The organism is Bradyrhizobium shewense (assembly GCF_900094605.1).
Lineage (GTDB): Bacteria > Pseudomonadota > Alphaproteobacteria > Rhizobiales > Xanthobacteraceae > Bradyrhizobium > Bradyrhizobium shewense.
Genome location: NZ_FMAI01000003.1, coordinates 150,538 through 174,394 on the forward strand (window position 1 = coordinate 150,538; position 23,857 = coordinate 174,394).

At 64.5% G+C, this 23,857-nt stretch carries 23 protein-coding genes; 13 read left to right on the forward strand and 10 right to left on the reverse strand.

The annotated features are described in order from the left end of the window. Positions 1–100: 100 nt before the first annotated feature. A complete protein-coding gene (locus GA0061098_RS07665; protein WP_091955727.1) occupies positions 101–550 on the reverse strand; it encodes an Hsp20 family protein in 450 nt (149 codons plus the stop codon). Positions 551–1,303: 753 nt separating this feature from the next. Here GA0061098_RS07665 and GA0061098_RS07670 point away from each other — a divergent pair. The 8 genes from GA0061098_RS07670 to GA0061098_RS07705 all read left to right on the forward strand — a co-directional run bounded on the left by GA0061098_RS07670 (position 1,304) and on the right by GA0061098_RS07705 (position 9,490). After that, the gene (locus GA0061098_RS07670; RefSeq protein WP_091955729.1) at positions 1,304–1,936 is read left to right on the forward strand and encodes a DUF1326 domain-containing protein; all 633 of its coding nucleotides are present in this window, start codon (positions 1,304–1,306) and stop codon (positions 1,934–1,936) included. 60 nt (positions 1,937–1,996) lie between these two features. Beyond that, positions 1,997–2,776 (forward strand): DUF2182 domain-containing protein, encoded by a 780-nt coding sequence (locus tag GA0061098_RS07675; RefSeq protein ID WP_245323187.1) that lies wholly within the window; start codon positions 1,997–1,999, stop codon positions 2,774–2,776. A 355-nt stretch (positions 2,777–3,131) separates the two neighbouring features. Continuing rightward, on the forward strand, positions 3,132–5,687 hold the full coding sequence (locus GA0061098_RS07680; RefSeq protein WP_165637217.1) for a bifunctional diguanylate cyclase/phosphodiesterase: 2,556 nt from the start codon (positions 3,132–3,134) through the stop codon (positions 5,685–5,687). 253 nt (positions 5,688–5,940) lie between these two features. After that, positions 5,941–6,189 carry a hypothetical protein gene (locus GA0061098_RS07685; RefSeq protein ID WP_028140731.1) on the forward strand — a complete coding sequence of 83 codons (249 nt, stop codon included), beginning with the start codon at positions 5,941–5,943 and terminating at the stop codon, positions 6,187–6,189. Positions 6,190–6,459: 270 nt separating this feature from the next. Then, the gene (locus GA0061098_RS07690; protein WP_038972180.1) at positions 6,460–6,639 is read left to right on the forward strand and encodes a hypothetical protein; all 180 of its coding nucleotides are present in this window, start codon (positions 6,460–6,462) and stop codon (positions 6,637–6,639) included. A gap of 174 nt (positions 6,640–6,813) precedes the next feature. Continuing rightward, on the forward strand, positions 6,814–7,476 hold the full coding sequence (locus tag GA0061098_RS07695; RefSeq protein WP_091955735.1) for an FABP family protein: 663 nt from the start codon (positions 6,814–6,816) through the stop codon (positions 7,474–7,476). Positions 7,477–7,498: 22 nt separating this feature from the next. Next, the gene (locus GA0061098_RS07700; protein WP_091955737.1) at positions 7,499–8,209 is read left to right on the forward strand and encodes a dihydrofolate reductase family protein; all 711 of its coding nucleotides are present in this window, start codon (positions 7,499–7,501) and stop codon (positions 8,207–8,209) included. Between the two features lie 9 nt (positions 8,210–8,218). Continuing rightward, the gene (locus tag GA0061098_RS07705; RefSeq protein ID WP_091955739.1) at positions 8,219–9,490 is read left to right on the forward strand and encodes a flavin monoamine oxidase family protein; all 1,272 of its coding nucleotides are present in this window, start codon (positions 8,219–8,221) and stop codon (positions 9,488–9,490) included. Positions 9,491–9,520: 30 nt separating this feature from the next. Here GA0061098_RS07705 and GA0061098_RS07710 read toward each other — a convergent pair whose 3' ends face one another. From GA0061098_RS07710 to GA0061098_RS07720, 3 genes are all read right to left on the reverse strand, one after another. Beyond that, positions 9,521–9,844 (reverse strand): hypothetical protein, encoded by a 324-nt coding sequence (locus GA0061098_RS07710; RefSeq protein WP_165637218.1) that lies wholly within the window; start codon positions 9,842–9,844, stop codon positions 9,521–9,523. 167 nt (positions 9,845–10,011) lie between these two features. Next, entirely contained in the window at positions 10,012–10,581 is a 570-nt protein-coding gene (locus GA0061098_RS07715) for a cysteine hydrolase family protein (RefSeq protein ID WP_091956021.1), read from the reverse strand. 184 nt (positions 10,582–10,765) lie between these two features. Further along, positions 10,766–11,113, reverse strand: a complete 348-nt coding sequence (locus tag GA0061098_RS07720) for a DUF3088 domain-containing protein (protein ID WP_091956022.1) — start codon at positions 11,111–11,113, stop codon at positions 10,766–10,768. A 108-nt stretch (positions 11,114–11,221) separates the two neighbouring features. On the opposite strand from GA0061098_RS07720, the gene GA0061098_RS07725 reads away from it, so the two are divergent. Further along, on the forward strand, positions 11,222–13,048 hold the full coding sequence (locus GA0061098_RS07725) for an AMP-dependent synthetase/ligase (RefSeq protein ID WP_165637219.1): 1,827 nt from the start codon (positions 11,222–11,224) through the stop codon (positions 13,046–13,048). 51 nt (positions 13,049–13,099) lie between these two features. Next, positions 13,100–14,701 carry an oleate hydratase gene (locus GA0061098_RS07730; protein WP_283807984.1) on the forward strand — a complete coding sequence of 534 codons (1,602 nt, stop codon included), beginning with the start codon at positions 13,100–13,102 and terminating at the stop codon, positions 14,699–14,701. A gap of 35 nt (positions 14,702–14,736) precedes the next feature. On the opposite strand, the gene GA0061098_RS07735 is transcribed toward GA0061098_RS07730, so the two are convergent. The 5 genes from GA0061098_RS07735 to GA0061098_RS07755 form a co-directional block, all read right to left on the reverse strand. After that, positions 14,737–16,593, reverse strand: a complete 1,857-nt coding sequence (locus GA0061098_RS07735; protein WP_091955745.1) for a sensor histidine kinase — start codon at positions 16,591–16,593, stop codon at positions 14,737–14,739. Positions 16,594–16,733: 140 nt separating this feature from the next. Continuing rightward, the gene (locus tag GA0061098_RS07740; RefSeq protein ID WP_165637220.1) at positions 16,734–17,330 is read right to left on the reverse strand and encodes a hypothetical protein; all 597 of its coding nucleotides are present in this window, start codon (positions 17,328–17,330) and stop codon (positions 16,734–16,736) included. A 196-nt stretch (positions 17,331–17,526) separates the two neighbouring features. Further along, positions 17,527–18,840: a tetratricopeptide repeat protein gene (locus GA0061098_RS07745; protein ID WP_091955747.1), complete on the reverse strand. Its 1,314-nt coding sequence runs from the start codon at positions 18,838–18,840 to the stop codon at positions 17,527–17,529. A 15-nt stretch (positions 18,841–18,855) separates the two neighbouring features. After that, positions 18,856–19,866, reverse strand: a complete 1,011-nt coding sequence (locus GA0061098_RS07750) for an aldo/keto reductase (RefSeq protein ID WP_165637221.1) — start codon at positions 19,864–19,866, stop codon at positions 18,856–18,858. A 280-nt stretch (positions 19,867–20,146) separates the two neighbouring features. After that, complete coding sequence (locus GA0061098_RS07755) at positions 20,147–20,572, reverse strand: PaaI family thioesterase (RefSeq protein WP_165637222.1); 426 nt, start codon at positions 20,570–20,572, stop codon at positions 20,147–20,149. A 71-nt stretch (positions 20,573–20,643) separates the two neighbouring features. Between GA0061098_RS07755 and GA0061098_RS07760 the strand changes: the two genes are divergently transcribed. Both GA0061098_RS07760 and GA0061098_RS07765 read left to right on the forward strand, forming a co-directional pair. Continuing rightward, positions 20,644–21,267 carry an NUDIX hydrolase gene (locus tag GA0061098_RS07760; RefSeq protein WP_165637223.1) on the forward strand — a complete coding sequence of 208 codons (624 nt, stop codon included), beginning with the start codon at positions 20,644–20,646 and terminating at the stop codon, positions 21,265–21,267. Between the two features lie 56 nt (positions 21,268–21,323). Further along, positions 21,324–22,556 carry a hypothetical protein gene (locus tag GA0061098_RS07765; RefSeq protein ID WP_091955757.1) on the forward strand — a complete coding sequence of 411 codons (1,233 nt, stop codon included), beginning with the start codon at positions 21,324–21,326 and terminating at the stop codon, positions 22,554–22,556. A 142-nt stretch (positions 22,557–22,698) separates the two neighbouring features. Here GA0061098_RS07765 and GA0061098_RS07770 read toward each other — a convergent pair whose 3' ends face one another. After that, positions 22,699–23,016 carry a hypothetical protein gene (locus GA0061098_RS07770; protein WP_091956024.1) on the reverse strand — a complete coding sequence of 106 codons (318 nt, stop codon included), beginning with the start codon at positions 23,014–23,016 and terminating at the stop codon, positions 22,699–22,701. 195 nt (positions 23,017–23,211) lie between these two features. On the opposite strand from GA0061098_RS07770, the gene GA0061098_RS07775 reads away from it, so the two are divergent. Then, positions 23,212–23,691, forward strand: a complete 480-nt coding sequence (locus tag GA0061098_RS07775) for a hypothetical protein (RefSeq protein WP_038948879.1) — start codon at positions 23,212–23,214, stop codon at positions 23,689–23,691. The last annotated feature ends 166 nt before the right edge of the window (positions 23,692–23,857 follow it).

Below are 23,857 nucleotides of genomic sequence, written 5' to 3' on the forward strand. Positions count from 1 at the left end.
CTCCTTTCATTTTTTCTCGACTGTTCCATTCCCAAGGCACGCCAAGCCGCGCGCGGCATCGGCCGACGGCCTGCGCTGCCGCAGCTTGACGAGCCAGTCGTCAGGCCGCGCTCTTCTCGATATTCCGGTTGTCGTTGCCGGCAACGTCGATCGCGATGCGACGCGGTTTCATCGCTTCCGGCAGCTCCCGCACCAGGACGATCCTGAGCATGCCGTTCTCGAAATGCGCATCCTTCACCTGGACGAATTCGGCCAGGTTGAACACGCGGCGGAACGGCCGCAGCGAGATGCCCTGATAAAGATAGTCGTGATCAACCTTGTCGGCCTTGCGGCCTTCCACCGTGAGCATGTTCCGCTCGGCGGTGACGGTGATCTCATCAGGAGCGAAGCCGGCCAGTGCCAGCGAGATTTCGTAACTGTCCTCGCCGATGCGCTTGATGTCATACAGCGGATAGCTATCGCTGTCGTTCATCGCGCCGTTGACCAGGTCGAAAAGGCGGTCGAACCCGACGGTCGAGCGCCAGAGGTCGTTTAGATCATAGGCTCTCATAGCCACATCCTCCTTTGAGCAACATGGATACAAGTACCCCCGGGGAGTTCCCGTTGGCGTTGGCCGGACCCGTATGGCATCCGGCGCCACGTCACCGTGGCGAGGGATGAATTAGAAAGATCGGATTTCGTTTCAAGGGGGCTAAGTGTATTGCGCGGCAAGGACCCTGACCTAAATCCACGCTGCCGCGTTGGGTAAGGAACGAAACCCGGCGCCAGTGCAGTATTTGATCCATAGCCGCTTTTTTTGCGTTTTTTGCGCAGCCAAGGCGACCGCGAGGCGTCACCATGCGCGACGAAGACCTTGACCTCGCCCTTGAATAGACATTCCCGGCAAGCGAAAAGATACTCCCCGGTGAGCGCCATTATGCGCGGCGTCCTTGAATCTTCTGCAACCGCCTTCAGTGGGCCTCCGCTACCGTGCCAAGCGCTCACGCCACCATACTAAGGACAAACAGCGGTTCGTCGTGTCGGTGGTTGCGTATGATTCCCTCCCTGGGCACCATTCCCCTGACGTCGGACATCCCCGAGGTGTGGCTGCTCCTGAGGCACTACCCTCGTTCGCTATACGTGGCCGGCGGCCGCTGATATGATCCTTGGACGGTAAACGGCAGCTCGCCACCATACTGTTTCTGCGATGCCGGCCTTCTGATCGGACCTCGATCCCGCTCGCGCCCTTTCGCTTTGCCTCGACAAGAACGCTGAACAAATCGTCAACGGCTGCCGCGTCCCCGCTCACATTGGGAGATGTGCCATGGCTGCATCGGACTGGCGTCTCGAAGGCGAATGGATGAAGAACTGCACCTGCGCGTTTGGCTGCCCCTGCGATTTCAACGCACGGCCGACCCAAGGCTATTGCAAGGGATTGGTCGCCATGCGGATCGCCAAAGGACATTTCGAAGGGACCAGGCTCGATGGTCTCTGCTTTGCGATCACGGTCGATTTCCCTGGGCCGCTGCACGAGGGCAACGGGACAATCCAGCCCATCATCGACGAGCGCGCCACGGCGGAGCAGCGTCAGGCGTTGTTCGATATCTTTTCCGGCAAGCATTCGGCCGAAGGCACGCTTTTCCAGATCGTCAGCATGATCGTGACCAAGATCCACGATCCGGTGTTTGCGCCGTTCGAGTTTTCCTTCGACAAAGAAGGACGCGTCGCAAAACTCGTCGCCAGGGGCGTGCTCGAGACCGATGTCGAGCCGATCAAGAATCCGGTGACCGGTGATCCGCACCGCATCCAGGTGGTCATGCCCGAGGGGTTCGAACATCGGTCGGCCGAGGTCGCATCCGCCAACATCCGCTCGACCGGCGCGATCCCGTTCGAGACCCAGGGTACGCATAGCTCGCTCGCCAATGTCGTGCAGACGCCCGATGGCGTAGCGGCATGATGCAGCGCTGACACCGACACAAAACCTCGGTGTCAGCTCCTCATCGCTATGGACAAGTCGATGCAGGGGCGCTCGATACTGGAACACCTGCTCCACCGCGACCGGCTGATCGTCGCGATCGGGACTGCCGCAGTGGTGGCGCTCGCCTGGGCCTATCTCGCCGCGGGCGCCGGCATGGACACCGAGATGATGACCGACATGCCGGACATGGCGCCGATGCCGTGGACGCCATTCTATGGCGTGCTGCTGTTCGTGATGTGGTGGGTGATGATGGTCGCGATGATGGCGCCGAGCGCGGTGCCCACCGTTCTCTTGTATGCGACCGTCAAGCGCAAGCAGGAGACTGCCTCCCGCGCCGCAATCGATGCCTGGATCTTTCTCGCCGGCTATCTCGTGACGTGGGCGGGGTTCAGTCTCGCCGCGGTCCTGGTGCAAGGAGCGTTCGAACGCTTCGGATTGCTGTCGATGGCGATGGCAAGCACCAGCGCGATTCTGGGCGGCGGCGTTCTGATTGCAGCAGGGGTTTATCAGTTCACGCCTCTCAAACAGGCGTGCCTGCGCTACTGCGAGAGCCCGCTGTTGTTTCTCAGCCGACATTGGCGGCCCGGCACGCGCGGCGCATTGCGAATGGGATTTCGCCACGGCAGCTACTGCGTCGGCTGCTGCTGGTTTCTGATGGTATTGCTGTTCGTCGGCGGCGTGATGAACCTGGCCTGGATCATCGGCATCGCGCTCTATGTCGCCGGCGAGAAGCTGCTGCCGTTCGGCCGAAGATTGAGCTATGCGGCAGGCGGGGTCCTCATCCTGTCCGGCACCATCGTTCTTGCGCGCGCAATCTGAAAAGCCGCTCCAAAGGCGGCTAAAATGTGCAGCTTTCGACATGCCCATGTACCTGATTGCTCAAGGCCAGCCGACCTCCGTGATGATACGGATGCTTGAAGCTGAAGAATTGAGCTTTGCCCAAACAAAAACTTAAGGCTGTTTCAGCTACCTTTGCGCTATGAACAGCACCCGCGCGCCGCTGTCGGCCGCGGGTGTCCCTGTGCAGTCGAGGCGGAGACAAGGCGATGCCAATACTGCGGGCGAGCGCAGTTCTGCCCTGGCGGCCGAAGCGGGGGTGCGCGTCGTGATTCCCGCAGGGGCAGTCCGCAAAGCCGGAAGAACGATCCTGCGGAATGGTCCGCTGCAGATCGCATTGTTCTTTCTGCCCCTGGTCTGGATCGGCTATTTCGCAATCACCGCGTCGGAGCGGATGGATGCGGTCGTGCAGGCGCGGTCGCACGGCGACAGCGTCGCCGAACTGTTCGAGGAAAACACCGAACGCATCTTCGAGCGCGTCGATCAGTCATTGCTGGTGGTACGAGCGCTCTACGCCCAGGATCCGCTCACCTTCAGCTTGAAGTCATGGTCGGACAAGGCCCGCATTGCGACCGGCGACGTGGTTCAGCTCGCATTGATCGGATCGGGCGGATACATGATCGAGACGACTGCGGGCTATTCCGGCCCGCCGCTTTATCTTGGCGATCGCGAGCACTTCATCAATGTCATGGCGCAAGCCGACGATCGCCTCTACGTCGCCAAGCCGGTGCTGGGACGGGCCTCGAACAAATGGACGATACAGCTCGCAAGAAAGTTGTTCGACCTCGAGGGGAATCCGGCCGGGGTGATCGTCGGCTCGATCAGCGTCGACGTAGTCGGCAGGTTCTACGATACGGCAAAGCTCGGCGTCGGAGGAACGCTGGTGCTCAGAAATGCCAATTACGTCGTGCTCGCCGCCCGGGGCGTGGACCAGGGCTCCGTGCTGGGACAACGCACACCCAGCCGCGTCGAGGGCGAGCTCGGTGACGGCTTCTATGTGCAATATTGGAACGAGAACCGACCGAACCGCAGCGACCGGCTGATCACGGCGCGCAGGTCGCGCGCGTTTCCGCTCATCTTCACCGTCGGCATTTCGGAGCAGGAGATTTATTCCCGCTCCGCCGTCAGGCAGAAGGTCTATCTCGGCGGCGCGCTGCTGCTGACGTTCATTATCCTCGCCGCGACGACATTCCATTGGCGACGGCAGCAGGCGCTGGATCGCGCTCACCGCGAGCGGCGCGATTTTGCCAGCAAGTTCGAGGATGCGCTCAGGAACCTTCCCCAGGGCTTGAGCATGTTCGATGGCCGTGACCGTCTGATCGCATTCAACCGGCAATGGCTCGAACTCTATGGCCTCCTGCCGGAAGACATTCGGATCGGCATGCATTTCCGGGATATATTCGCAAAACAGACCGCCGTGCTCGACGTCGAGGCCTATCTCGTCGATTTGAAGAACCGGCTCGCCCGGTCGGAGCAGATCTCGAACACCGTGCAGTTTCCCGATGGACGGGTCGTCTACATCTCCTACGGCCGGCGCGAGGGTGGCGGCTGGGTCGCTACTCATGAGGACATCACCGAGCGCAAGGCGTCGGCGGACCGCATCGAGCGGCTGGCGCATTACGACAGCCTGACCGGCCTTGCCAACCGCAACCTGTTCAAGGAGCGCATCGACGAGGCGCTGGCCAGCTCGCGCCGGCTGGAGCCTGGGTTCGCCGTACTCCTGCTCGATCTCGACAAGTTCAAGTCCGTCAATGATGCGCTCGGCCATCAATGCGGCGACGCGTTGCTGAAGCAGGTTGCCGACCGGATCAAGGCGCAGATTCGTGATGCCGATACGGCGGCGCGAATTGGCGGCGACGAGTTTGCCGTGATCGTGGCCGCGATGCGCGACGGCGCTGCAAGCCTGGCCGAGCGGCTGGTCCAGGCCATTGCCGAGCCCTATCACATCGATGGCCATCCCGTCGTGATCGGCTGTAGCATTGGCCTTGCGCTCGTGCCCGAGCACGGCACGCGGGTCGATGAGATCCTTCGCAACGCCGATCTTGCGCTCTACAGGTCGAAGAATGCCGGCCGAAGCTGCTTCCACCTCTATTCAGCGGAGCTCAAGGCGGAAGCGGACCAGCGCAACGTGCTCGAGATCGAGCTGCGCGAAGCGATCTGGCGCGAGGAGCTGGAGGTATTTTATCAGCCCGTGATCGAGCTCGGCACCGGCCGGGTAAAATCGGTCGAAGCCCTGGCGCGCTGGCATCACGGCACCAGGGGCTACATTCCTCCGGCTGAGTTCATTGCGGTTGCGGAGGCGGGGGGCTTGATCGTCGAGCTCGGCAATCAGGTGCTTGCCCGGGCCTGTCGCGATGCGATGAGCATGCCGGCCGACGTTAAGGTCGCCGTCAATCTCTCTGCCCTGCAATTTGCCGGCACTAATCTCGTCGACAGCGTGACGTTTGCGTTGGCGCAGAGCGGCCTTCCGCAAACCCGGCTCGAGCTCGAGATCACCGAGAGCGTATTTCTCGCCGACACCGAGGAGAACCTCAAGACGCTGCAGCGCCTCAAGGCGCTCGGCGTCTCCATTGCCCTCGACGATTTCGGTGTCGGATACTCGTCTTTGTCCTATTTGACGGCCTTTCCTTTCGACAAGGTCAAGATCGACAAATCGTTCATCGACAGGATCGATCGCTGCGAGACCGTCGCCGTGCTGAAGTCCATCGTGCAGCTCGCGAAGACGTTGAAGCTCTCGATCGTCGCCGAGGGGGTCGAGTCCTCCGAGCAGGTCAAACGGCTCCAGTCACTCGGCATTCCGCTCGGCCAGGGATTTCACTTCAGCAAGCCCGTGCCGCTCGCCGACCTCTCGTGGCAAGGCCTCCCGGCGCGACGGAAACGGCGGGCGGCGTGAGCTGAATGCCTCCGGCGTTTGTCATCATCGCCCGCCGCCCAGGAGCTGAGCAGGTGAAGCCTCCCTATCAATAGCTTGGAAGGGGGCAAGACCTGGTGGTCCCCTGGCACGCTTCCGCTGAGAGCCGAAGGACCGCACCGCGCGGAGCCAATTCCCGAGCCAAATCGCACCCGCCGATCCTGGCATTCTGCTTGCTCAGTCATGACCAAAGCCGGGCCTCGGCAGGGAGGCCCGTTTCAGGTTGAGGCATGCGATGCAAGAAATGTCCCGTTCTGGTACTGCCGGCGAACTCCGGCTCGATGCGTTGATCGCCGATTTGTGGTGGCGCGTTCGGCTGTTGAATACCGACATTCTCGAGGAGGAAGCCAAAGCCGGCGTGTTCGACGTGCTTCAGCCGACATATCCGCTGCTTGCACTGAACCTCCGAGCGCGGCGCGACAATCTGGTCTCGACGATCGGCGTGCTCGAGGAGCGTGCGAAATCGGTGTCGGAAGCGGCTTGAGGGCGGTCTCCGGTGACACCGGAAACGTCAGCGAGGTGGCTCTTCACGGTGCTGACGGACACGCCGAGCGTCGAAGATCACGTCGCGTGTCTGTCCTTCGCAGATGGCCACGACAGACAAGCCGCCATGCGGGCTTCGTGCTGCGGATGACGCGTGATCGCCAGCGTCCCGATCGTCGCCGCGTGATCGGCGACACATATCATTCCAGCGGGTCGATCTAGCTTGGCGTCAGGTGGCTCGCAGTGATCCACCGGGAAGAGGACAAGACTTATGCGCAATACCATCCTTGTGGCCTTCGCAGCGATCACCTTGGCAAGCGCGGTGACGCCCGCGAGCGCGCTGACCATCGTCCGCGATCATCGCGACCCGCCCATCGTGCGCGACCATCGCAATCAGACCATTGTCAGGGACCACCGCACGCAGCCCGAGGTCCGCGATCATCGCCACTAAACGTCCCGGCGGCGGAGCCGAACCGAGCGGGTTCGGCTTCGTCGTCTTGTCGAAAAGCCCGACAATCGTCCCGCGCACAACGCCGATGTCCATTCGCGATTGTGAGGCCTGAGTACGCGCCAGGTTCCTGCCGCCATGCTATTGCTGCCTCCGCAACTTTCCCGTGAGGCCGCCATGCTCCCCATTCCCGCCGACATCTTCACCGAGCCCGAGGACGTCTCGCCCGACGGCCTTGCCAATCTCGGCCCGCTTCGCCGTCTCGCAGGGCATTGGCAGGCGGACAAGGGCATCGACATCAATCCGAAGGCGGAGGGGCCGGAGCGGCGGACCTTCATCGAGCGCATCCGCATGGACCCGATCGATCCGCAGGCCAACGGGCCGCAATTGCTGTACGGGCTGCGCTATCACATCCACATCAACACGCCCGAGGAAGACATCACCTTCCACGACCAGGTCGGCTATTGGCTGTGGGAGCCCGCGACCGGGTTGATCATGCAGACGCTGGCGATTCCACGCGGGCAGGTGCTGCTGGCTTCGGGCAAGGCCGGGCCCGACGACAAGACCATCTCCGTCACCGCGAAGCGCGGCGAGACCGGCTACGGGATCTGCTCGACCGACTTTCTGGAGCAGGCCTTCCGCACCGACTCCTACCGCTGCAACATCACCTTCAACGACGACGGCAGCTGGACCTATCTGATCCAGACCGAGTTGTTCGTGCGCGGCGCGCCGTTCGACCATCGCGACACCAACACGCTGCAGCTCGTTGCACCGCCGAAGCTCAATCCGCTCGCGGTGATCGTGAACGATCGCGCGAGGGGGGATGGGCCGGCAGAGTGAAGCGCGGCGTCGGAGACTTTGCATGAAGCCCTATGTCATCTGTCTGATGCACTCCAGCCTCGACGGTCGCACGCATCCCAGCCGCTGGCGCCCGAAGGGGGCGGGCACGGACTGGTTCGAGAAGATCCATGACGAGCTCGGCGGCGATGCCTGGGTGATCGGCCGCGTTACCGGCGCGGAGTTCGCCAAGGGCAAGCCCTATCCCGCGACGAATGACGCGAAACTGCCGCGTGAAAACTGGTTCGCGCGGCGGGACGCCAAGACCTATGGAATCGTGCTCGACGCGCAGGGCAAGATCGGCTGGGGGCGCTCGGACATCGGCGGCGATCCGATCGTCGTCGTGCTGACCGAGAGCGTGCCGGATTCGCATCTCGCGGGCCTGCGCGGCGAGGGCGTATCCTACATCTTCGCCGGCAAGTCCGAGCTCGATCTGGCGCTGGCGCTGGACATTCTCAGCCGCGAGTTGGGGGTGAAGCGCCTGCTGGTGGAGGGTGGCGGCGTCGCCAATGGCGCGTTCCTGCGTGCCGGTCTGATCGACGAGTTCAACTTGATTCTCAGCCCCGCGATCGATGGCGCAGAGGGCGCGCCCTTCGTGTTCTCTTCAACCGAGGCGGACAGCGACAAGCGCGCGCCGATCACCGCGATGACGCTGGAGAGCACGCGCGAGCTCGGCGGCGGTGTCCTGTTGCTGCGCTATCTGATCAAGAACGATCCGCAAGCCGCGAGCCGGTAACGCGCGGCCATGCCCGAGACATCAGAGCATATCGTCATCGTCGGCGCCGGCGCGGCCGGCCTGATGGCGGCGCGCGAGCTGGCGCGGACCGGCCGCAAGGTGACGGTGCTGGAGGCGCGCGAGCGCTGCGGCGGCCGGATCCTTCCGCTGCCGGTCTCCGAGTTCGGCTACCCCGCCGCGGGCGGCGCCGAATTCGTCCATGGCGAGGCGCCGGTCACGCGCGGGCTGCTGCGCGAGGCCGGGCTGTCCCTTCACGAGATCGAGGGCGAACAGTGGAGCTTTGACGGGATCAAGCTCACGCGCGAGGATCGCGACGATCCGCACAAGGCGGAGCTTCAGGCCGTGCTGAGGGACTTGAAGGACGATCTCTCCGTCGCCGAATTCCTGCGCCGGCATTTCGCGGGGGATGACTATGCGCCGATGCGCCAATCGATCGAGCGGATGGTCGAGGGCTATGACGCAGCCGACCCCGAGCGCGCCTCGACGCTGGCGCTGCGTGAGGAATGGATGGACGGCGGGCACGCGCCGCAGGCGCGCATCGATGGCGGCTATGGCGCGCTGATCGACTATCTGGCGGCCGACTGCCGCAGATGCGGCGTGACCATCCATTTCGGCTGTGTGGTATCGGCGATCGAGGAGGGCGGCGACACGGCGGCCGTTCGCTGCGGCGGGGGCGATGTCCACGCCTGCGATCGCGTGATCCTCACCGTGCCGCTGCCGCTGCTGCCCGAGATGGCTCTGCCGGCGAGCGCGCGCGCGAGGCTTGCTGCGACCCAGGACATCGGCTTCGGCAACGTCATCAAGATCGTGCTGCGGTTTGCGCGGCCGTGGTGGCGCGAGCGGCACCAGGATCTCGCAGCCATGACCTTCCTGTTGTCCGACCGGACCATCCCGGTGTGGTGGACGCAATATCCGAGCGGGCAGGCCGTGCTCACTGGCTGGTTCGGCGGCCCGCGCACGGCGGAGCTGGAAAGCCTCGATCCGCAAGGACTGATCCATGCCGGGCTCGATTCGCTCGCGGCCATCTTCAAGCTGTCGCGCGAGGACATCGCGCGCGAGCTCGTGGCGGCGGCGGCGACCAATTGGGCGCATGATCCCTTTGCCCGCGGCGCCTATTCCTGGGCGACGCCGCGGACGCGTGCGGCACAAGCGATCCTCGCGCGTGCCGATGGACTGGTGCTGTTTTCCGGCGAAGCTCTCTATCGCGGCCGTGACATGGGCACGGTGGAAGCGGCGCTTGCGAGCGGCCAGGAGACGGCAGGGATGATTTTGCGGGGGTAAGAAAAAGGCCCGCATCGCGGGCCTTTCCTTTTACCATCGGCTGCCGCCGAAGCCGAACGTCACGGAGGGACCGCCGCCGCCGTAATACCCGTACGGTCCGCCGCCGTAATAGCCGTGATGCCGCGGGTAGTAGCCGTAGTTCCTGTGGTGCGGACGATAGTAGCCGTGATGGTGGTGATGCTGACGCCAGTGATGATGGTGGCGATGGCCGTGGTGCCGGTGCTGCGCGCTGATGTCGGTCGATTGGGCTGCCGGCGCGTTCTGCTTCGCGCCTGAATTATTGGCCGCGTTCGCCGCCGATCCGCCGGCGAGCGCCGCAGCACCGACCGCCATCGCGACAATGAGATACTTCATGGTGTCATCACTCCAGTTGAATGTCGTGTGACAACAGATGGGCGCTCGCCGCGTTCCGGCCAGTGCGGGCGTCGAAACGACGCAGGATTGCGACGCCCGATTCGCTCGCATGAGTGTGCGTCGTGAGATTTATTGTCGCATCATCCGCATTGATCGCATTGCTGCCATCACTTGGCCGCGAACGAGGCGAGCACGTCGTCGCTGGTGACGATGCGCGCGAACTCGCCGTTGAGGTTCGACAGCGTCATTGCATGGATTTCTTCGGCGGAATGCTTGTCGCCGTCGGGCCCGATGCGGTCGAACGTCCATGTCGCATCGCGCACGAGATGCGCGTCGAAACCGAGATTGCCGGCCATCCGCGTCGTCGTCTCCACGCAATGATTGGTGGTGGCGCCGCAGATCACGAGCGTACCGATGCCGGCCGCGCGCAGGCGCTTTTCCAGGTCGGTGCCGATGAAGGCGCTGTTGACGCGCTTGATGATAACCGTCTCGCCCGGCTGCTCGTGTGCCTCGTCCTTGACGGCGTAGCCGGAACGCGATGGCAGAAACGATGAATTCGGCTTCGTGCCTTCATGGCGGATATGAAAGATCGGCGCGCCGCGCGCTCTGAATGCCTGCAACAGACTGGCGATCCGCGCCACCGCATCCGGATTGTTGCGCCGCTGTCCCGCCGCCTCCCATTCGTCGAACGCGCGCTGGACGTCGACGACGATGAGAGCGGGGAGGGGGCTGGTCATGATCGGACCTTTCGGGCGGGTGTGGTGGCGAATATGCGAGGCGACAGGGATGGTGCGCAATGCCGATCTTCCCTCGTTTCGGGCCCGTAGCCCGGATGGAGCGTAGCGTAATCCGGGGCCGCTTTATCCTCTGCGAGATTGTCCCGGATTGCGCTGCGCTCCATCCGGGCTACGGGACCCCTTTCTACGGATGCGGATCGGGAAAGCCGTGGCGTTCGGAGAGCGCGGCGAGGATCGCGTCCTTGTCGGCGATGAAGGCGCGGCCGTGATGACTGCCGGTCTGATGCGGCGAGGTCGCTCCGTCCGCCAGAACGAGCAGCGGCAGCGACTGGTTCTCTTCGCCGAGAAGTGCGATCACCAGCTGCCGCGGGCGCGGCCACGCGATGCGCTCGACATCCAGCTTTTCGGCGAGCTGCGGAAATGAAGCCAGCACGCCCTCGATCAGCGCGCAATGCCAGCAATAGAACAGGCGCCCCGGAAAGGCCGGATCCTCGAAACCGGGGCGCAGCAGAAACAGGCGGTCGCGCGTCATGGTCGCTCCTTGCATGGCCGCCTTGCTGAGGATCAAAGCGGCAAGGGCTGGCCGGCCTAGTGTCGAGGCACCAAATGGTTGGGAATCGATGAGACGCGAGAGGACGCCATGCCGGGGCTGACGAGTCAACCGGACGGACTTGCCGGAATCGGGACGCTGCCGCAACTGCTGCGCTGGCGCGTCGAGGCGACGCCGGCGGCGGAGGCCTATCGTCATTTCGATGCGACCGCGCAGCGCTGGGTCAGCCAGTCCTGGCACGAGATCGATGCGGGATTCGAGCTGTGGCGGCGCGCGCTCGCCGCGGAGGAGTTCGCGCCGGGCGAACGCGTCGCCATCCTGATGCCGAACGGCATTGCGCATATCGCCATGGACCAGGCGGCGCTGTCGCGCGGCCTCGTGCCGGTGCCGATGCATGCCGTCGACAACCCCGACAGCATCGCTTACGTCCTCGTCGATTCCGGCGCGCTGCTCTTGTTCGTCGATACGCTGGAGCGCTGGCAGGCGATCGTGGCGACCGGCCAGCCGCTCGACCATCTCAAGCGCGTCGTCTGCGCGGATGCAGGCGGGCTCATCACGCCGGACGCGCGCATCGTCGGGCTCGACCACTGGCTCGCACAAGCACCCGGCGCGACCGCGCCGCTGCCCGATGTCGTGATCCGGCCGGACGATCTCGCCGCCATCGTCTACACCTCGGGCACGACCGGGCGGCCAAAGGGCGTGATGCTGTCGCATGGCAATGTCGTCGCCAATGTGAAGGCGATCGCGCATCGCATCGCCGCCGAACCGCACGACGTCTTCCTGTCCTTCCTGCCGCTTTCGCACACCTTCGAGCGCACCGGCGGCTACTACTATCCGATCGCGGCCGGCGCCTGCGTCGCCTATGCCCGCTCGGTGCCGCAACTCTCGGAGGACCTGAAGCGTGTGCGGCCGACGGTGCTGGTCTCGGTGCCGCGGATCTACGAGCGCATTTACGCGCCGATCATGCAGCATCGCGCATCAGCAAGTTACATCGAGCGCTTGCTGCTCGACCTCACCATCGCCGTCGGCGGGCGGCGTTTCGATGCACGGCAGCGGCATGGCGTGCCGTCGCTGCTGGACCGGCTGGCCTGGCCGCTGCTCAAACGGCTCGTCGCCGACAAGGTGCTGGCGCGGCTCGGCGGCCGCCTGCGCGTCGCGATCTCCGGCGGCGCGCCGATCGCAGAGCCCGTCATTCGTCTGTTTCTCGCGCTCGGGCTGGATGTGCTCCAGGGCTACGGCATGACGGAGACCTCGCCGGTGGTCTCCGTCAACACCATCGAGGACAATGATCCGCACTCGGTCGGCCATGTCCTCGACGGCGTCGAGGTGAGGTTAGGCGAGAACGACGAATTGCTGGTGCGCGGCCCCAGCGTGATGCTCGGCTATTGGCACAAGCCGGAGGAGACACGCCGCGTCAAGGACGCCGACGGCTGGCTGCACACCGGCGACCAGGCCCGCATCGAGAACGGGCGTATCACCATCACCGGCCGCATCAAGGACATTCTGGTCACGTCCACCGGCGAGAAAATCGCGCCGGTCGATCTGGAGACCGCGATCCTCGCCGATCCCTTGTTCGAACAGGCGCTGGTGGTCGGCGAGCAGCGGCCGTTCCTCGCCGCGCTGGTCGTGCTGAATGCAAAAGCCTGGGTGCAGGAGAAGGAAAGACTGGCGGCGAGCGGCAAGCGAGGCGGCGCGGCGGAACGGGCTGCGCTGCTGGCCAGGATCGCGGCGGCCGTGAAGGCCTATCCGTCCTACGCGACGCCGCGCGCGGTGTGGTGGACGCTGGATCCGTGGACCATCGCGAGCGGCCTGCTCACGCCGACGCTGAAGAACAAGCGGCCCGCGCTCGAACGCCGCTTCGCGGACGAGATCGAGCACGTCTATGCGAAGAAGCCCGCGGCGATAACGTCGACGTGATTTCGCCGCTCCCCGCGGTTGATCCAGCGCAACTTCGGCCGCTGCCTCGCGATGCAATGTCGCTCGCGAATTCGAAGGCAATCGAGGCAAGTCATGAAGGCGTATTTCATCGGCGGTGGCATCGGATCGCTTGCGGGCGCGGCGTTCCTGATCCGCGATGCGCAGCAGGCCGGGCGCGACATCGTGATCTACGAAGCGCAGCCGCTGGTCGGCGGCAGCCTCGACGGCACGCTGCTCGCGAACGGCGCCTATTCACTGCGCGGCGGGCGAATGCTGACCACCGATCACTACGAATGCACCTGGGATCTGCTCTCCAGCATCCCTTCGCTCGAGCATCCCGGCCTCAGCGTGCGCGAGGAGACCATCGCATTCAACCAGGAGAACCCGGCGCACTCGAAGGCGCGGCTGGTCGATCGCAACCGTTTCAAGGTCGACGTCTCGCATATGGGTTTCTCCGCGCGCGACCGGCTCGAGCTGCTGCGGCTCACCGAGGCCTCGGAGGAGACGCTCGGCAATAGCCGCATCACCGACTGGCTCTCGCCGAAATTCTTCGAGTCCAATTTCTGGTACATGTGGCAGACCACCTTCGCGTTCCAGCCCTGGCACAGCGCGGTCGAGCTGAAGCGCTATCTGCACCGCTTCATGAACGAGTTTCCGCGCATCGAGACGCTCGCCGGCGTCAAGCGCACCGTCTACAATCAGTATGACGCGATCGTGCGGCCGCTTGCGGATTGGCTGAAGCGGCAGGGCGTGCAGTTCGTGCGCGGCACGCGCGTCACCGACATGGCGATCGAGCGCGAGGGCGGACGCTTGCGGGTACGCCAGCTCGTGCTCGATCGCGACGGCCGCATCGCCAATGTCCGGCTCGAGGACGGCGATCTCGTATTCTTCCAGAACGGCTCGATGACGGACGCCTCGAGCCTCGGCACGATGACAGAGCCGCCGCCGCATCTGACCAAGAAAGATAGCCAGGGCTGGGCGCTGTGGGAGACGATCGCGCAGGAGCGTCCCGAATTCGGCAATCCCGCCGCGTTCAACAGCTCGATCCCCGAATCCTATTGGCTGTCCTTCACCGTCACCTGCCGCGATCCACTCTTCTTCGAGAAGATGGAGGCGTTCTCCGGCAACCGGGCCGGCACCGGAGGCCTCGTCACGTTCAGGGATTCCAACTGGCTGATGTCGGTCGTGCTCTATCACCAGCCGCATTTCGCCGGACAGCCGAAGAATGTGCAGGTGTTCTGGGGCTATGCGCTGCATCCCGACCGCGTCGGCAATTTCGTCGCCAAGCCGATGTCCGATTGCGGCGGTGCGGAGATACTGAAGGAGCTGTGTGGCCATTTGAATTTCGATGTGGGCGTGTTCGAGGACGCGATCTGCGTGCCCTGCCGCATGCCCTACATCACCAGCATGTTCATGCCGCGCAATCTGACCGACCGGCCGCTGCCGGTGCCGAAGAATTCGGTCAACCTCGCTTTCGTCAGCCAGTTCGTCGAAATCCCCGACGACGTCGTGTTCACGGTCGAATATTCGGTGCGCGCGGCGCAGATGGCGGTCTATCAGCTGATGAAGATCGATCGCCCGGTGCCGCCGGTGACGCGGCACGACAAGTCGCTCGCGGTCATCTTCGCGACGCTGGAAAAGGCGTTCGCGTGACGGCTGGCCAGCGTCGCTGGCGCCTGCGATAGAAGCTATCGCGGCGCTGCCAGCGGCAGGCTGACGTGAAAGACGGCCCCCCCTGACGGTACGTTCTCGGCCCAGATGCGCCCGCCATGCGCCTCGACGATGGTATGGGCGATCGAGAGGCCGATGCCCATGCCTTGCGCCTTGGTCGTGAAGAACGGCTCGAAGATCTCCGTCACTTTCTCTGCGAGGATCCCGTCGCCGGCATCGGCGACCGAGACGAGGGCCACATTACCGTCGGCAAGACTGGTTCGGCCGATGACGCGGCGCCGCTTGTCCGGGAGATGCGCCACGGCATCGATGCCGTTCACGACGAGATTCAGGATGGCCTGCTGGAGCTGGACCTTATCGCCCCTGACGCGGATATCCGCGGATGAGGGTTCGGTCATGAGTTCGACGTCGTGGGTCAGGGCCTGCACGGAAAGGAATCGAAACACCTCGCCAACCATCGCATTAAGATCGAGCTCGCGCCGTTCGGTCGGGTCTCGCTTCAGAAACGAGCGCAGCCGGCTGATGACGTCGGCGGCCCGCTGATCGTCCCGGCGAATGTGGTCCAATATGTGCCTGATCTCGCCGAGGTCGGGCGCCGGATTCCGCAAGATCTGCTGGGCCGTCTCGGCATTGATCAGGATGGCGGCGAGTGGCTGGTTCAGCTCGTGGGCGAGCGAGGCGGACATCTCACCGGCGGTGGCGCGGCGATTCATGTGGGCGAGCTCCGACATGCGTTGCCGTGCCTCGACCTCGGCCACGAAGCGCAAGCGGCGCTCGCGAAGCAGAATGGCGATCATCAGCGCCTGCACCAGAACGACGCTGGCGACGATGGTGACGTGCCAGTGATACTTCTCCCAGAAGGTCGGTTCACGGAAACGCACCTCGCTGCCGGGAGGCAGATGGGCCTCGTCCACGTTCCAGCGTTTCAGCTCCCGCCAGTCGAAGATCGGCTTCACGTTATTTCCGCCGAAGGGGACGATGCTCGACGGGGCCTCGCCGTCGAGAATCCGCATGGCGACTTCGCCGGCTTCCCGTCCGATCATTTCGGGCAGCAGCAGGAAGCCGCCCACGCCCGAGCGCCCGAGGAACGTATCGGACGTGATGATGATCGGGCGGTTGGCGCTCTGGGCGATGCGTGCGAGCGCGGCGGCCGGGGAATAATAGGTGCCTTCGCCGTCGGAATACATCGCCGAGGTCAAGATCGCGGAGCGCGCGGGCAGTGAGGCGACGTGAGCGCGGACCTCGCGCAGCACCGCGCCCGACAGATCGGTGACTTCGAGGTCGGGCATTGCCGCCGCGAAGTCCTGCTTCCAGTGTCCGTATGTCAGCGGATTCTTCCAGGCCTCGCCGACGAGAACGACACGGTTGAGGTCGGGAACGACGGCGCGGGCTGCGGTCAGCAGCTGCGCCGGTCTCACCCGTGCGAAGACGGTCGTCGTGTTGGGCAGGAACAGCGCGCGGGTCTCGGGCAGATCGGGCACGAAGCCGTAGACGACCGGCGCTGCCGGCCAGATCTCCTGCTTGCGCTTCTGAAGGAATTTCGCCGATGAGACTCCGATCGAAACGATGACGTCGATCGGCTGCTGCGCATATTTGGTCTTGAAGTGACCGACCAGGCTCTCTTCGTAGTCCGGTCCCGGAAAGCGGGCGAGATCGAGGCTCTCGCCGTAGGTCACCGTGTGGCTCGTCCCGTTCGGCTTCGCGGCGGCGCGGATGCCGGCAAAGATCTCGGAATAGAAGGGCGAGCGAAAATCAGCCTCTTCCAGAACCAGGATTGAACGCTGCCGCTTGCCGTCGGCAGCGATGCATTCACGCGACAGGCTTGCGAGCAGGCAGATGATCAGGATGCGCATGAGCCCGGTGATCATACGCATTGCCGGGCTCTCGGCCCCGCCTCCAGTTGCAATCGGGCTTCCTCGGTGAGGACGCGCGAGAGCATACAAGCCGGACCTGGAGTTTCAAACGGAAGGATGCGCTTTCACTTCGCTGACACAGCAAGCGAGACGAAGTGCCGCTACTTGAACGGATCCTGGATCGACGGCGCCGATTGCCGGATGCGGCGCACGCTCACTGGGGTGCCGTCGGAGACGAAAAGCAATTCGTAGCGCCGGCCTTCGCTGTCGGTGGCGGAGCAAGTGACGTCGGTCACCCTCCTGGCGGCGAAATTGCCGGTCTGGCGGCAGAGGCCGGTGGAGGTCTGCTCGGCCGGCACCGGCAGGCCGTCGACCCTGGGGCGGTCCTTGGAGTTGAGCAGCATGCGGTCGATCGGCAGCTCGTAGGAATTGTCGTCGGCGCGCTTGCCGTTCTCGCCGGAGAACGACACGACATGGCTGTCGTCGGAGGGATCGTCGACAGCGACCGCGAAATTGACCCGGCCCTTGTCACCATGGGCGTAGGCCACCGTCTTGCAGGCGAAGGTGCGCCCGGCGACCTTGAAGGTCTTGCAGTGGCCGGACATCAGCGCCAGCAGGTCGATGAAGGCATTCTGCGGCGCCGGCGGATTGTTGACCGGGATCGGTCTGGAAGTCTCGGCAAAACAAGGACTTGCCCCCGCGGCAAGGGTCGCGGCGAAGACTAGCGTGGCGGCCTGAAGCGGTCGGCAGAGGCGCATCGGAAGGCTCACGTGCCAGGGAACCACGGTCAGGTTCCGCACCATAACGATCGAACCGCAAATTGGTTGCGATCCCGTTTGTCCTGCAAGTCCCGCCTGAAATACCACCGCGCCACCCCGACGGCGATTCATCCAAATCGCCCAAACCGTCCCGCAGGCACTTGCCGTCAGGCCGGTGTTTTTTTCGTGGCGGAACTCAGGCCATCGCCGCCTGCCAGCGCGTATCGCGAAGTGAGGGCCGGCGGTGCAGGCGGGCGTCCAGCAGGGCGCGGGCGCGGGCGAGCTCGCCGCCGCGCATGAGGGCGACGATGTAGGTGTCCTCGACCAGTTCGCGCTGGGCGTGGCTGCCGCCGATCCGCACGACCTCGCCGAGAACCGGCGCCAGCGTTTGCGCGCATGAAGCGTAATTCTCATCTGCAAAGGCCGCCAGCGCGCGGAAGATAGCCGGCACCACGGGGCCGGCCGGCAGCTTGCCCTCGGCGAGGCGCTGCTCGATGGCCGCAAGGCGCGTGGTGAGCGCCGGGTGATTCTGCGTCGCTACCGCGAACAGCGCCATATGGATATCGGCAAAGGACAGGCTCGACTTCGGAAACAGTTTTTGCGCGCTGGCGTCGGCTTCCAGCCACAGCGCCTCCGGCACGGAATGGCCGTAAGCCGACACGCGCCACAGCAGCGAGGCGGCGTCGGTGATGATGTTGAGCGGCGGCGCCTGCGTGACCGACGGCTGGAGCACGTCGGCATAGATCGACAGTGCGCGGGTCGCATCGCCATGCTCGAGCGCGCCGAGCGCCTGGTGCCAGCTTATATGGCCGTGCAGGATTCCGGCGTGGTCGTAAGTCGGCATCCAGTCGTTGACGAGGCGGTCGGCCGCCTCGATCGAGCCGTCCTCGAACATCGCATGCAGCACGGCGTGTGCGGCGTGGGCATTCCGACGGCGCAAATTGAAGCCGCGCTCGGTCATGGCGCGGCCGCGCGCGACGTCGCCGTTTTCGGTCATCGCCCAGCCGGCCATGGTCAGGAACCACCAGTCCTCGCCATAATGCTGCGCAAGCCGCTCGCACAGCTCATGCCGCGCACGGTCGTGGTCGGCCATGCCGGAGAAGGCGAACAGGCCGAACGCGCCGAGCGGCAGCGACAGCACCAATGCATCGCGTGGCGAGCTCTCGATATGCCTCAGCGTCGCTGCGATCGCCTCCGGCAGCCGGCCCTCGATCGCCAGCGCCAGCGTCTCGACATGCGAGCGCTCGCGCTCCGTGCCGCGCTTGGCGACCAGCTCGCGCGCGAGCGCCGCCTTGCTTCGGGCGAGATCGCCCTGCTGGTAGAAGGCGTGCACGCGCGCGCGGGCGATATGGGGAAGCGCAAAGTCCGGGTCGGCCGCGATCGCGCGCTCCAGCATCTCCGCCATGCCGGTCCAGCCCGCAAGCATGAGGTCGACGCCCTCGCGATAGGCGCCAGCGGCCACATCGGATGTGGTGGAGAGCGGCAGGCCGTAACGGTCTTCGTGCGGCATCGTCGTCTCCCGGTTTCACGCCGTCCGCGCGCGGCGGCCTTCGATCGGGTAGGCGGGATCGTTGTAGCCCGGCGTCGAGGGATGGCCTGGCACGACAAGCCGATCGATCAGTGCCTCGTCATCCCCAGTGAAGCGATAGTCGAGCGCGCTGATGTAGCCGTCCCACTGCTCCTCGGTGCGGGGCCCCGCGACGATCGAGGAGACGAAGGCGGAGTTGAGCACCCAGGCGACGGCGAACTGGCCGGCGGTGATGCCTTTCTTCTCGGCGTGCGACTTGATCTCCTGCGCGAGCTGAAGCGATTCCGGCCGCCATTCGGTCTGCATCATGCGGGTGTCGTTGCGGCCGGCGCGCGTCTCCTTGTCCGGGGTGGCATCGGGCTTGTATTTGCCGGTGAGGACGCCGCGCGCCAGCGGGCTGTAGGGCACGATGCCGAGGCCGTAATAGGAGCAGGCCGGAAAATGCTCGACCTCGGGCATGCGGTTCATCGCATTGTAATAGGGCTGGCTCACCGCAGGACGGTCGATGCCGAGGCGGTCGCAGATGTTGCAGATCTCGGCGACGCGCCAGGCGCGGTAGTTCGAGACGCCGAAATAGCGCACCTTGCCGGCGCGGATCAAATCGCCCATCGCGCGCACCGTCTCTTCCAGCGGTGTCGAATGGTCTTCCTTGTGCAGATAGTAGATGTCGATGTGGTCGGTGCCGAGCCGCGTCAGGCTTTCGTCGGCGGCCTGCAGCACCCAGCGCCGTGACAGTCCGCCGCGATTGGGATCGTCGCCCATGGGATTGGCGAGCTTTGTGGCCAGCACCCAGGCGTGGCGGCCTTTGCCGATCGCGCGGCCGACTACTTCTTCGGAGGCGCCCTTCGAATAGGCGTCCGCGGTGTCGATGAAGTTGATGCCGGCATCGCGCGCCTTGTCGATGATCCGCTTTGACGTGGCTTCATCGGTCGGCCCGCCGAACATCATGGTGCCCAGACAAATCGGCGACACTTTCAGGCCGCTGCGGCCGAGCTGACGGTATTGCATGGGCGGGTCCTCGATATCTTTATGGAGCGCAGCATAGCCAGCTACAGTCGTCATTGCGAGCGCAGCGAAGCAATCCAGCAATGCCGCTTCCTCTCGTCGTCCCGGACAAGCGCGCCCCAAGCGCGCGCAGATCCGGGACCCATAACCACAGGGTTGCGTTCGGCGAAGACTCGGAGTTACGAGCTTCGTGCCACAACTGCTCCCTGTGGTTATGGGTCCCGGCCTGCGCCGGGACGACAGCGGAGTGTGTGGTTGCGGCAGTGGCAACCTGACCGAACAGCTACCCCGGCCCCTTCAAAATCTTGAACACGCCATTCGCCATCACGATGCAGCGACCATCCACGGTCACCTCCGTGCTCATGAAGATCAGGCTGCGGGTCGAGCGCACCACGCGCGGGCGGGAGATCAGGATGTCGCCGATCTGGCCGGCCTCGACGAAATGGGTGTCGAGCTGCACCGTCGCCATGAACTCCTTACCGGAGACGTAGCGGGCGGTCATGCCGCAGGTGCGGTCGGCAAAGGTCATCATCACGCCACCCTGGACCATGCCGCGACGATTGTGGTGCTTGTCCTCGGTCGCGAGCGCGAATTCGTAATGACCGTCGATCTTGCGCTCCCACAGGGGACCGATCAGGTGCATGAAGCCCGTGGTCTCCAGGATGGTCCAGCCGTCTGATTTCAGCCTTGCGGCGGCCTTGTTGGTCATCTCGTCGTCCATTCCGGTGCGAGCCTTGCGATCTCGTTTCATCGGGGCCGGACGTGGTGTAGTCAAGCATCATGAGACCGTTCGACGATGCCACACGGCGGAATATTGCGGATGCCTGCGCGGCCTTCATGCGGCTGCCGGCGGGTGAAGCACCGACGACGCTGAAGCGTGCCGCGGTGGCGGTTGCGCTGACCGCGAGCGAGGACGATGACACCGCATTCCTGCTCACGCTGCGCGCATCACATCTGCGCGCCCATCGCGGCCAATGGGCGCTGCCGGGCGGCCGCTGCGATGCCGGCGAGACGCCGGTCGAGGCGGCGCTACGCGAGCTCGACGAGGAGCTTGGCCTTCGCCTCACCGGCGCGCAGGTGCTCGGCACGCTCGACGATTATCCAACCCGCTCAGGCTATTTGATCACGCCCGTCGTGGTCTGGGCCGCCGACAGTGCCGCGATCAAGCCAAACCCGGACGAGGTGGCTTCGGTCCATCGCATTGCGCTCGACACCATCGAGCGCGATGACGCTTTCGATTTCGTCGGGATCCCCGAGAGCGCGCGCCGCGTCATCCGTTTCCATCACCAGGAAAGCCTGATCCACGCGCCGACGGCGGCGCTGATCTACCAGTTCCGCGAGGTGCTGGCGGGCCGGCACACCCGCGTCACCGAGCTGGAACAGCCGGTGTTCGCCTGGAAGTGACGATGGTAAACGGCGCGTTAACGTGACGGTTACCGGATGCCTGCTAAGAGGGCAGCATGCATCATTCGATTCGAAACAACCTCTCTCGAAATAGCCTTGCGCTGGTTCCGCTTGCGCTCGTCCTGCTCGCGCCCGCCGCGCGTGGCGGCGAGATCGACGCGCTGCCGCCCGCCGTTCGCGATGCCAACGCCCAGCTGCTGTCGCAGTTTTTTGCGCAAGGCGGGGGAGCCTCGCCGGCCGTGCTCGAATATCGCCGCAAGCTTGCGGAATATCAGGCGGCGCGCGCGGCGTTCGACGCCGAGGCCGGCGCCTATTGGAGCCAGATCTCCGAGAAGCGGAAAGGCCGCAACGCCAAGCGGCGCAGCGGGCAGCAGGTGACGCTCGACGACTACGTGCTGGGGCATCCGCCGCTCTATAACGGGCCGAAGAAGCCGGTGAATCCCGACCCGGAGGAAACGCCGGATCGTCCCCCCAAAAAGCCGATCCCGGTGGTTGCCGATTTCCTGCGCGCGGCGCAGGAGCTCTACCAGTTCACGCCGCAGCGCCCGGCGAGCGAGATCGAGTTCAAGCGCGCCTATGCGCGCTACGCGCTCGCCTCCGGGCTGACGCGCGAGCAGGCCGTGCGGGTCTATTCGTTCGAGACCGGCGGCACCGGCAGCCACGACGTGCAGGCGGGAATCGAGCATGGCGGTAAGCGCGCGATCTCGACCGCTATGGGCTACAACCAGCTCCTGACCACCAACAGCGTCGAGCTGCTCGCCGAGCAGGGGCACGAACTCATTCGCGCGCTCTCCGAGAAGGTGGCGCGGACATCAGGACCGGCGCGCCAGTCGCTCGAGCACAAGCTCGTCGTGCTGAAGAAAATGGTGGCGCATGCGAAGTCGGTGCCCGACACCTGGTCGGAGCACGAGAAGATCGGCAACACCGCGCAGGGCTGGGCCATGCATGCCATGGTGCTCGACATCGATGTCGGTCCGATGCTGCAGACCCACAAGCTCCTGACCTCGGTGCTGTTCGCCCGCGCCAAGGGCTATACCCGTCCGCTGACGGCGGCCGAGCTCGAGATGATGAACCTCACCGGCGACGGCACCGGGCTCGACATGGTGACGATGCCGCAGGCGATGCGCGAGCAGGTGCCGACCTCGAACTTCTTCCAGCGCGGCGGCTACGAGCGCAACCCGGTCGCGATTCGCCACAACACGGTGGCCAAGCTGCTGGCGGTGACGGACGACCGGATGGACGCGAACAGCAGCAAACCCGGTGCAAGGGAATTGGCGGGCGCGTTTTAGGGAACTGGCGAGCTGCCGTAGGGTGGGCAAAGCGAAGCGTGCCCACCATTTCGATCAGAACGAGGTGCTAGATGGTGGGCACGGCACTAACGCGCCTTTGCCCACCCTACGGCAGCTTCGTTCGTGGCGAGAGCCGCCGCTCCTATTGATCCGGCCCGAACTTGAACTTGCCGTCGCCTTCCAGATAGGGGCCGCTGCGCATGTAGAGCTGGCCGTTGTGGCCGATGAAGAACAGCGTGCCCTTCGGGACCTTCTTGGCGCCCTTCAGGAGCTCGCCGGCGTTGCTGGTGCCCATCTTGTAGGAAAAGGTCTTGCCCTCCCTGTCATAAGCGTAGCCGGTGTCGGGCTTGAGCTCCCACGGCGTTGCCGGGGCTTGCGCGAAAGCGGGCGCGGCGAATGCGCCGAGCACCGTTACGAGTGCAGCCGATACAAGTGCAAATGTCTTGGTTGAAAATGCCATCATCCATCCTCCCCCGTCGCTGGGGTACCCGGCTTGAACAAATCACGAACGGCATATCCGGGTCAATTTGCGAAAGCGCCGCAGCGCATCACGTCTTGCCCAGCAGTTTGTGATTTTCCCTTCGTCCCCTCGCGACTATGTTCCGCTTTCCGTCTAGAACGCAACTCGACAAAATTATGGGTGGGGATGATTCGGATGCGCCATGTGATTAAACTTTGCTGGGCTGCTGCATTGTCGTTGACGGCGCTGGCACCGGCCGCCCGGGCCGATGATTACCAGCTCAGCCACAACCAGCGGATTTCGTGCAGCCGCGGCCTTGCCCCGGGCAAGCTGAACACGGCGACCTGCAAGTCCTACACCTACCTCTTCAACACCAAGACCTCGGAATATTTCCGCTGCCAGGTCTCGCTGGCGCTGACCCGCGACAACAAGGAAGTCATCAACGTCCAGACCGACGGTGGCTGCACCAAGAAGCCGCGCATCTTCGAGACCGACGGGAAGTATGATTTCGACGCGACCGAGACCGAGCCGCCGAACACCAATTCGTTCTTCGGCCCCGGCGGCTATTCGGTGTGGGCGGCCGATGTCGGCGCGCAGAAGGTGCGCGGCTGCATCATCATCTCCTCCGGCCTCGGTTCCGACATCTCCAAGTGCCTGGACATGACGTTCCAGTGAAACGTCGCTCGCGATGGCGGCGCTCCGGACTACGGCTGCGCCACCTCGCCGCACCTCGGGTTCCCGAAAAATCCAGCCGGATCGGCCGTTTACCGCAGTCCTGTTTTGTCTTTTGGATGGGTTGACCCGCATCCCTCATCCGGCCAATTTCGCCGCCGGTTTGGGG

Bases quoted from the DNA above. Each gene is read 5' to 3' on its own strand.
- GA0061098_RS07770 (WP_091956024.1), bottom strand. From the start codon at position 23,016: ATGGCATTTTCAACCAAGACATTTGCACTTGTATCGGCTGCACTCGTA.
- GA0061098_RS07675 (WP_245323187.1), top strand. From the start codon at position 1,997: ATGCAGGGGCGCTCGATACTGGAACACCTGCTCCACCGCGACCGGCTG.
- GA0061098_RS07750 (WP_165637221.1), bottom strand. From the start codon at position 19,866: ATGCAATACCGTCAGCTCGGCCGCAGCGGCCTGAAAGTGTCGCCGATT.
- GA0061098_RS07765 (WP_091955757.1), top strand. From the start codon at position 21,324: ATGCATCATTCGATTCGAAACAACCTCTCTCGAAATAGCCTTGCGCTG.
- GA0061098_RS07725 (WP_165637219.1), top strand. From the start codon at position 11,222: ATGCCGGGGCTGACGAGTCAACCGGACGGACTTGCCGGAATCGGGACG.
- GA0061098_RS07755 (WP_165637222.1), bottom strand. From the start codon at position 20,572: ATGACCAACAAGGCCGCCGCAAGGCTGAAATCAGACGGCTGGACCATC.
- GA0061098_RS07710 (WP_165637218.1), bottom strand. From the start codon at position 9,844: ATGAAGTATCTCATTGTCGCGATGGCGGTCGGTGCTGCGGCGCTCGCC.
- GA0061098_RS07685 (WP_028140731.1), top strand. From the start codon at position 5,941: ATGCAAGAAATGTCCCGTTCTGGTACTGCCGGCGAACTCCGGCTCGAT.
- GA0061098_RS07720 (WP_091956022.1), bottom strand. From the start codon at position 11,113: ATGACGCGCGACCGCCTGTTTCTGCTGCGCCCCGGTTTCGAGGATCCG.
- GA0061098_RS07735 (WP_091955745.1), bottom strand. From the start codon at position 16,593: ATGCGTATGATCACCGGGCTCATGCGCATCCTGATCATCTGCCTGCTC.
- GA0061098_RS07730 (WP_283807984.1), top strand. From the start codon at position 13,100: ATGCAATGTCGCTCGCGAATTCGAAGGCAATCGAGGCAAGTCATGAAG.
- GA0061098_RS07715 (WP_091956021.1), bottom strand. From the start codon at position 10,581: ATGACCAGCCCCCTCCCCGCTCTCATCGTCGTCGACGTCCAGCGCGCG.
- GA0061098_RS07705 (WP_091955739.1), top strand. From the start codon at position 8,219: ATGCCCGAGACATCAGAGCATATCGTCATCGTCGGCGCCGGCGCGGCC.
- GA0061098_RS07700 (WP_091955737.1), top strand. From the start codon at position 7,499: ATGAAGCCCTATGTCATCTGTCTGATGCACTCCAGCCTCGACGGTCGC.
- GA0061098_RS07760 (WP_165637223.1), top strand. From the start codon at position 20,644: ATGAGACCGTTCGACGATGCCACACGGCGGAATATTGCGGATGCCTGC.
- GA0061098_RS07740 (WP_165637220.1), bottom strand. From the start codon at position 17,330: ATGCGCCTCTGCCGACCGCTTCAGGCCGCCACGCTAGTCTTCGCCGCG.
- GA0061098_RS07665 (WP_091955727.1), bottom strand. From the start codon at position 550: ATGAGAGCCTATGATCTAAACGACCTCTGGCGCTCGACCGTCGGGTTC.
- GA0061098_RS07670 (WP_091955729.1), top strand. From the start codon at position 1,304: ATGGCTGCATCGGACTGGCGTCTCGAAGGCGAATGGATGAAGAACTGC.
- GA0061098_RS07690 (WP_038972180.1), top strand. From the start codon at position 6,460: ATGCGCAATACCATCCTTGTGGCCTTCGCAGCGATCACCTTGGCAAGC.
- GA0061098_RS07775 (WP_038948879.1), top strand. From the start codon at position 23,212: ATGCGCCATGTGATTAAACTTTGCTGGGCTGCTGCATTGTCGTTGACG.
- GA0061098_RS07695 (WP_091955735.1), top strand. From the start codon at position 6,814: ATGCTCCCCATTCCCGCCGACATCTTCACCGAGCCCGAGGACGTCTCG.
- GA0061098_RS07745 (WP_091955747.1), bottom strand. From the start codon at position 18,840: ATGCCGCACGAAGACCGTTACGGCCTGCCGCTCTCCACCACATCCGAT.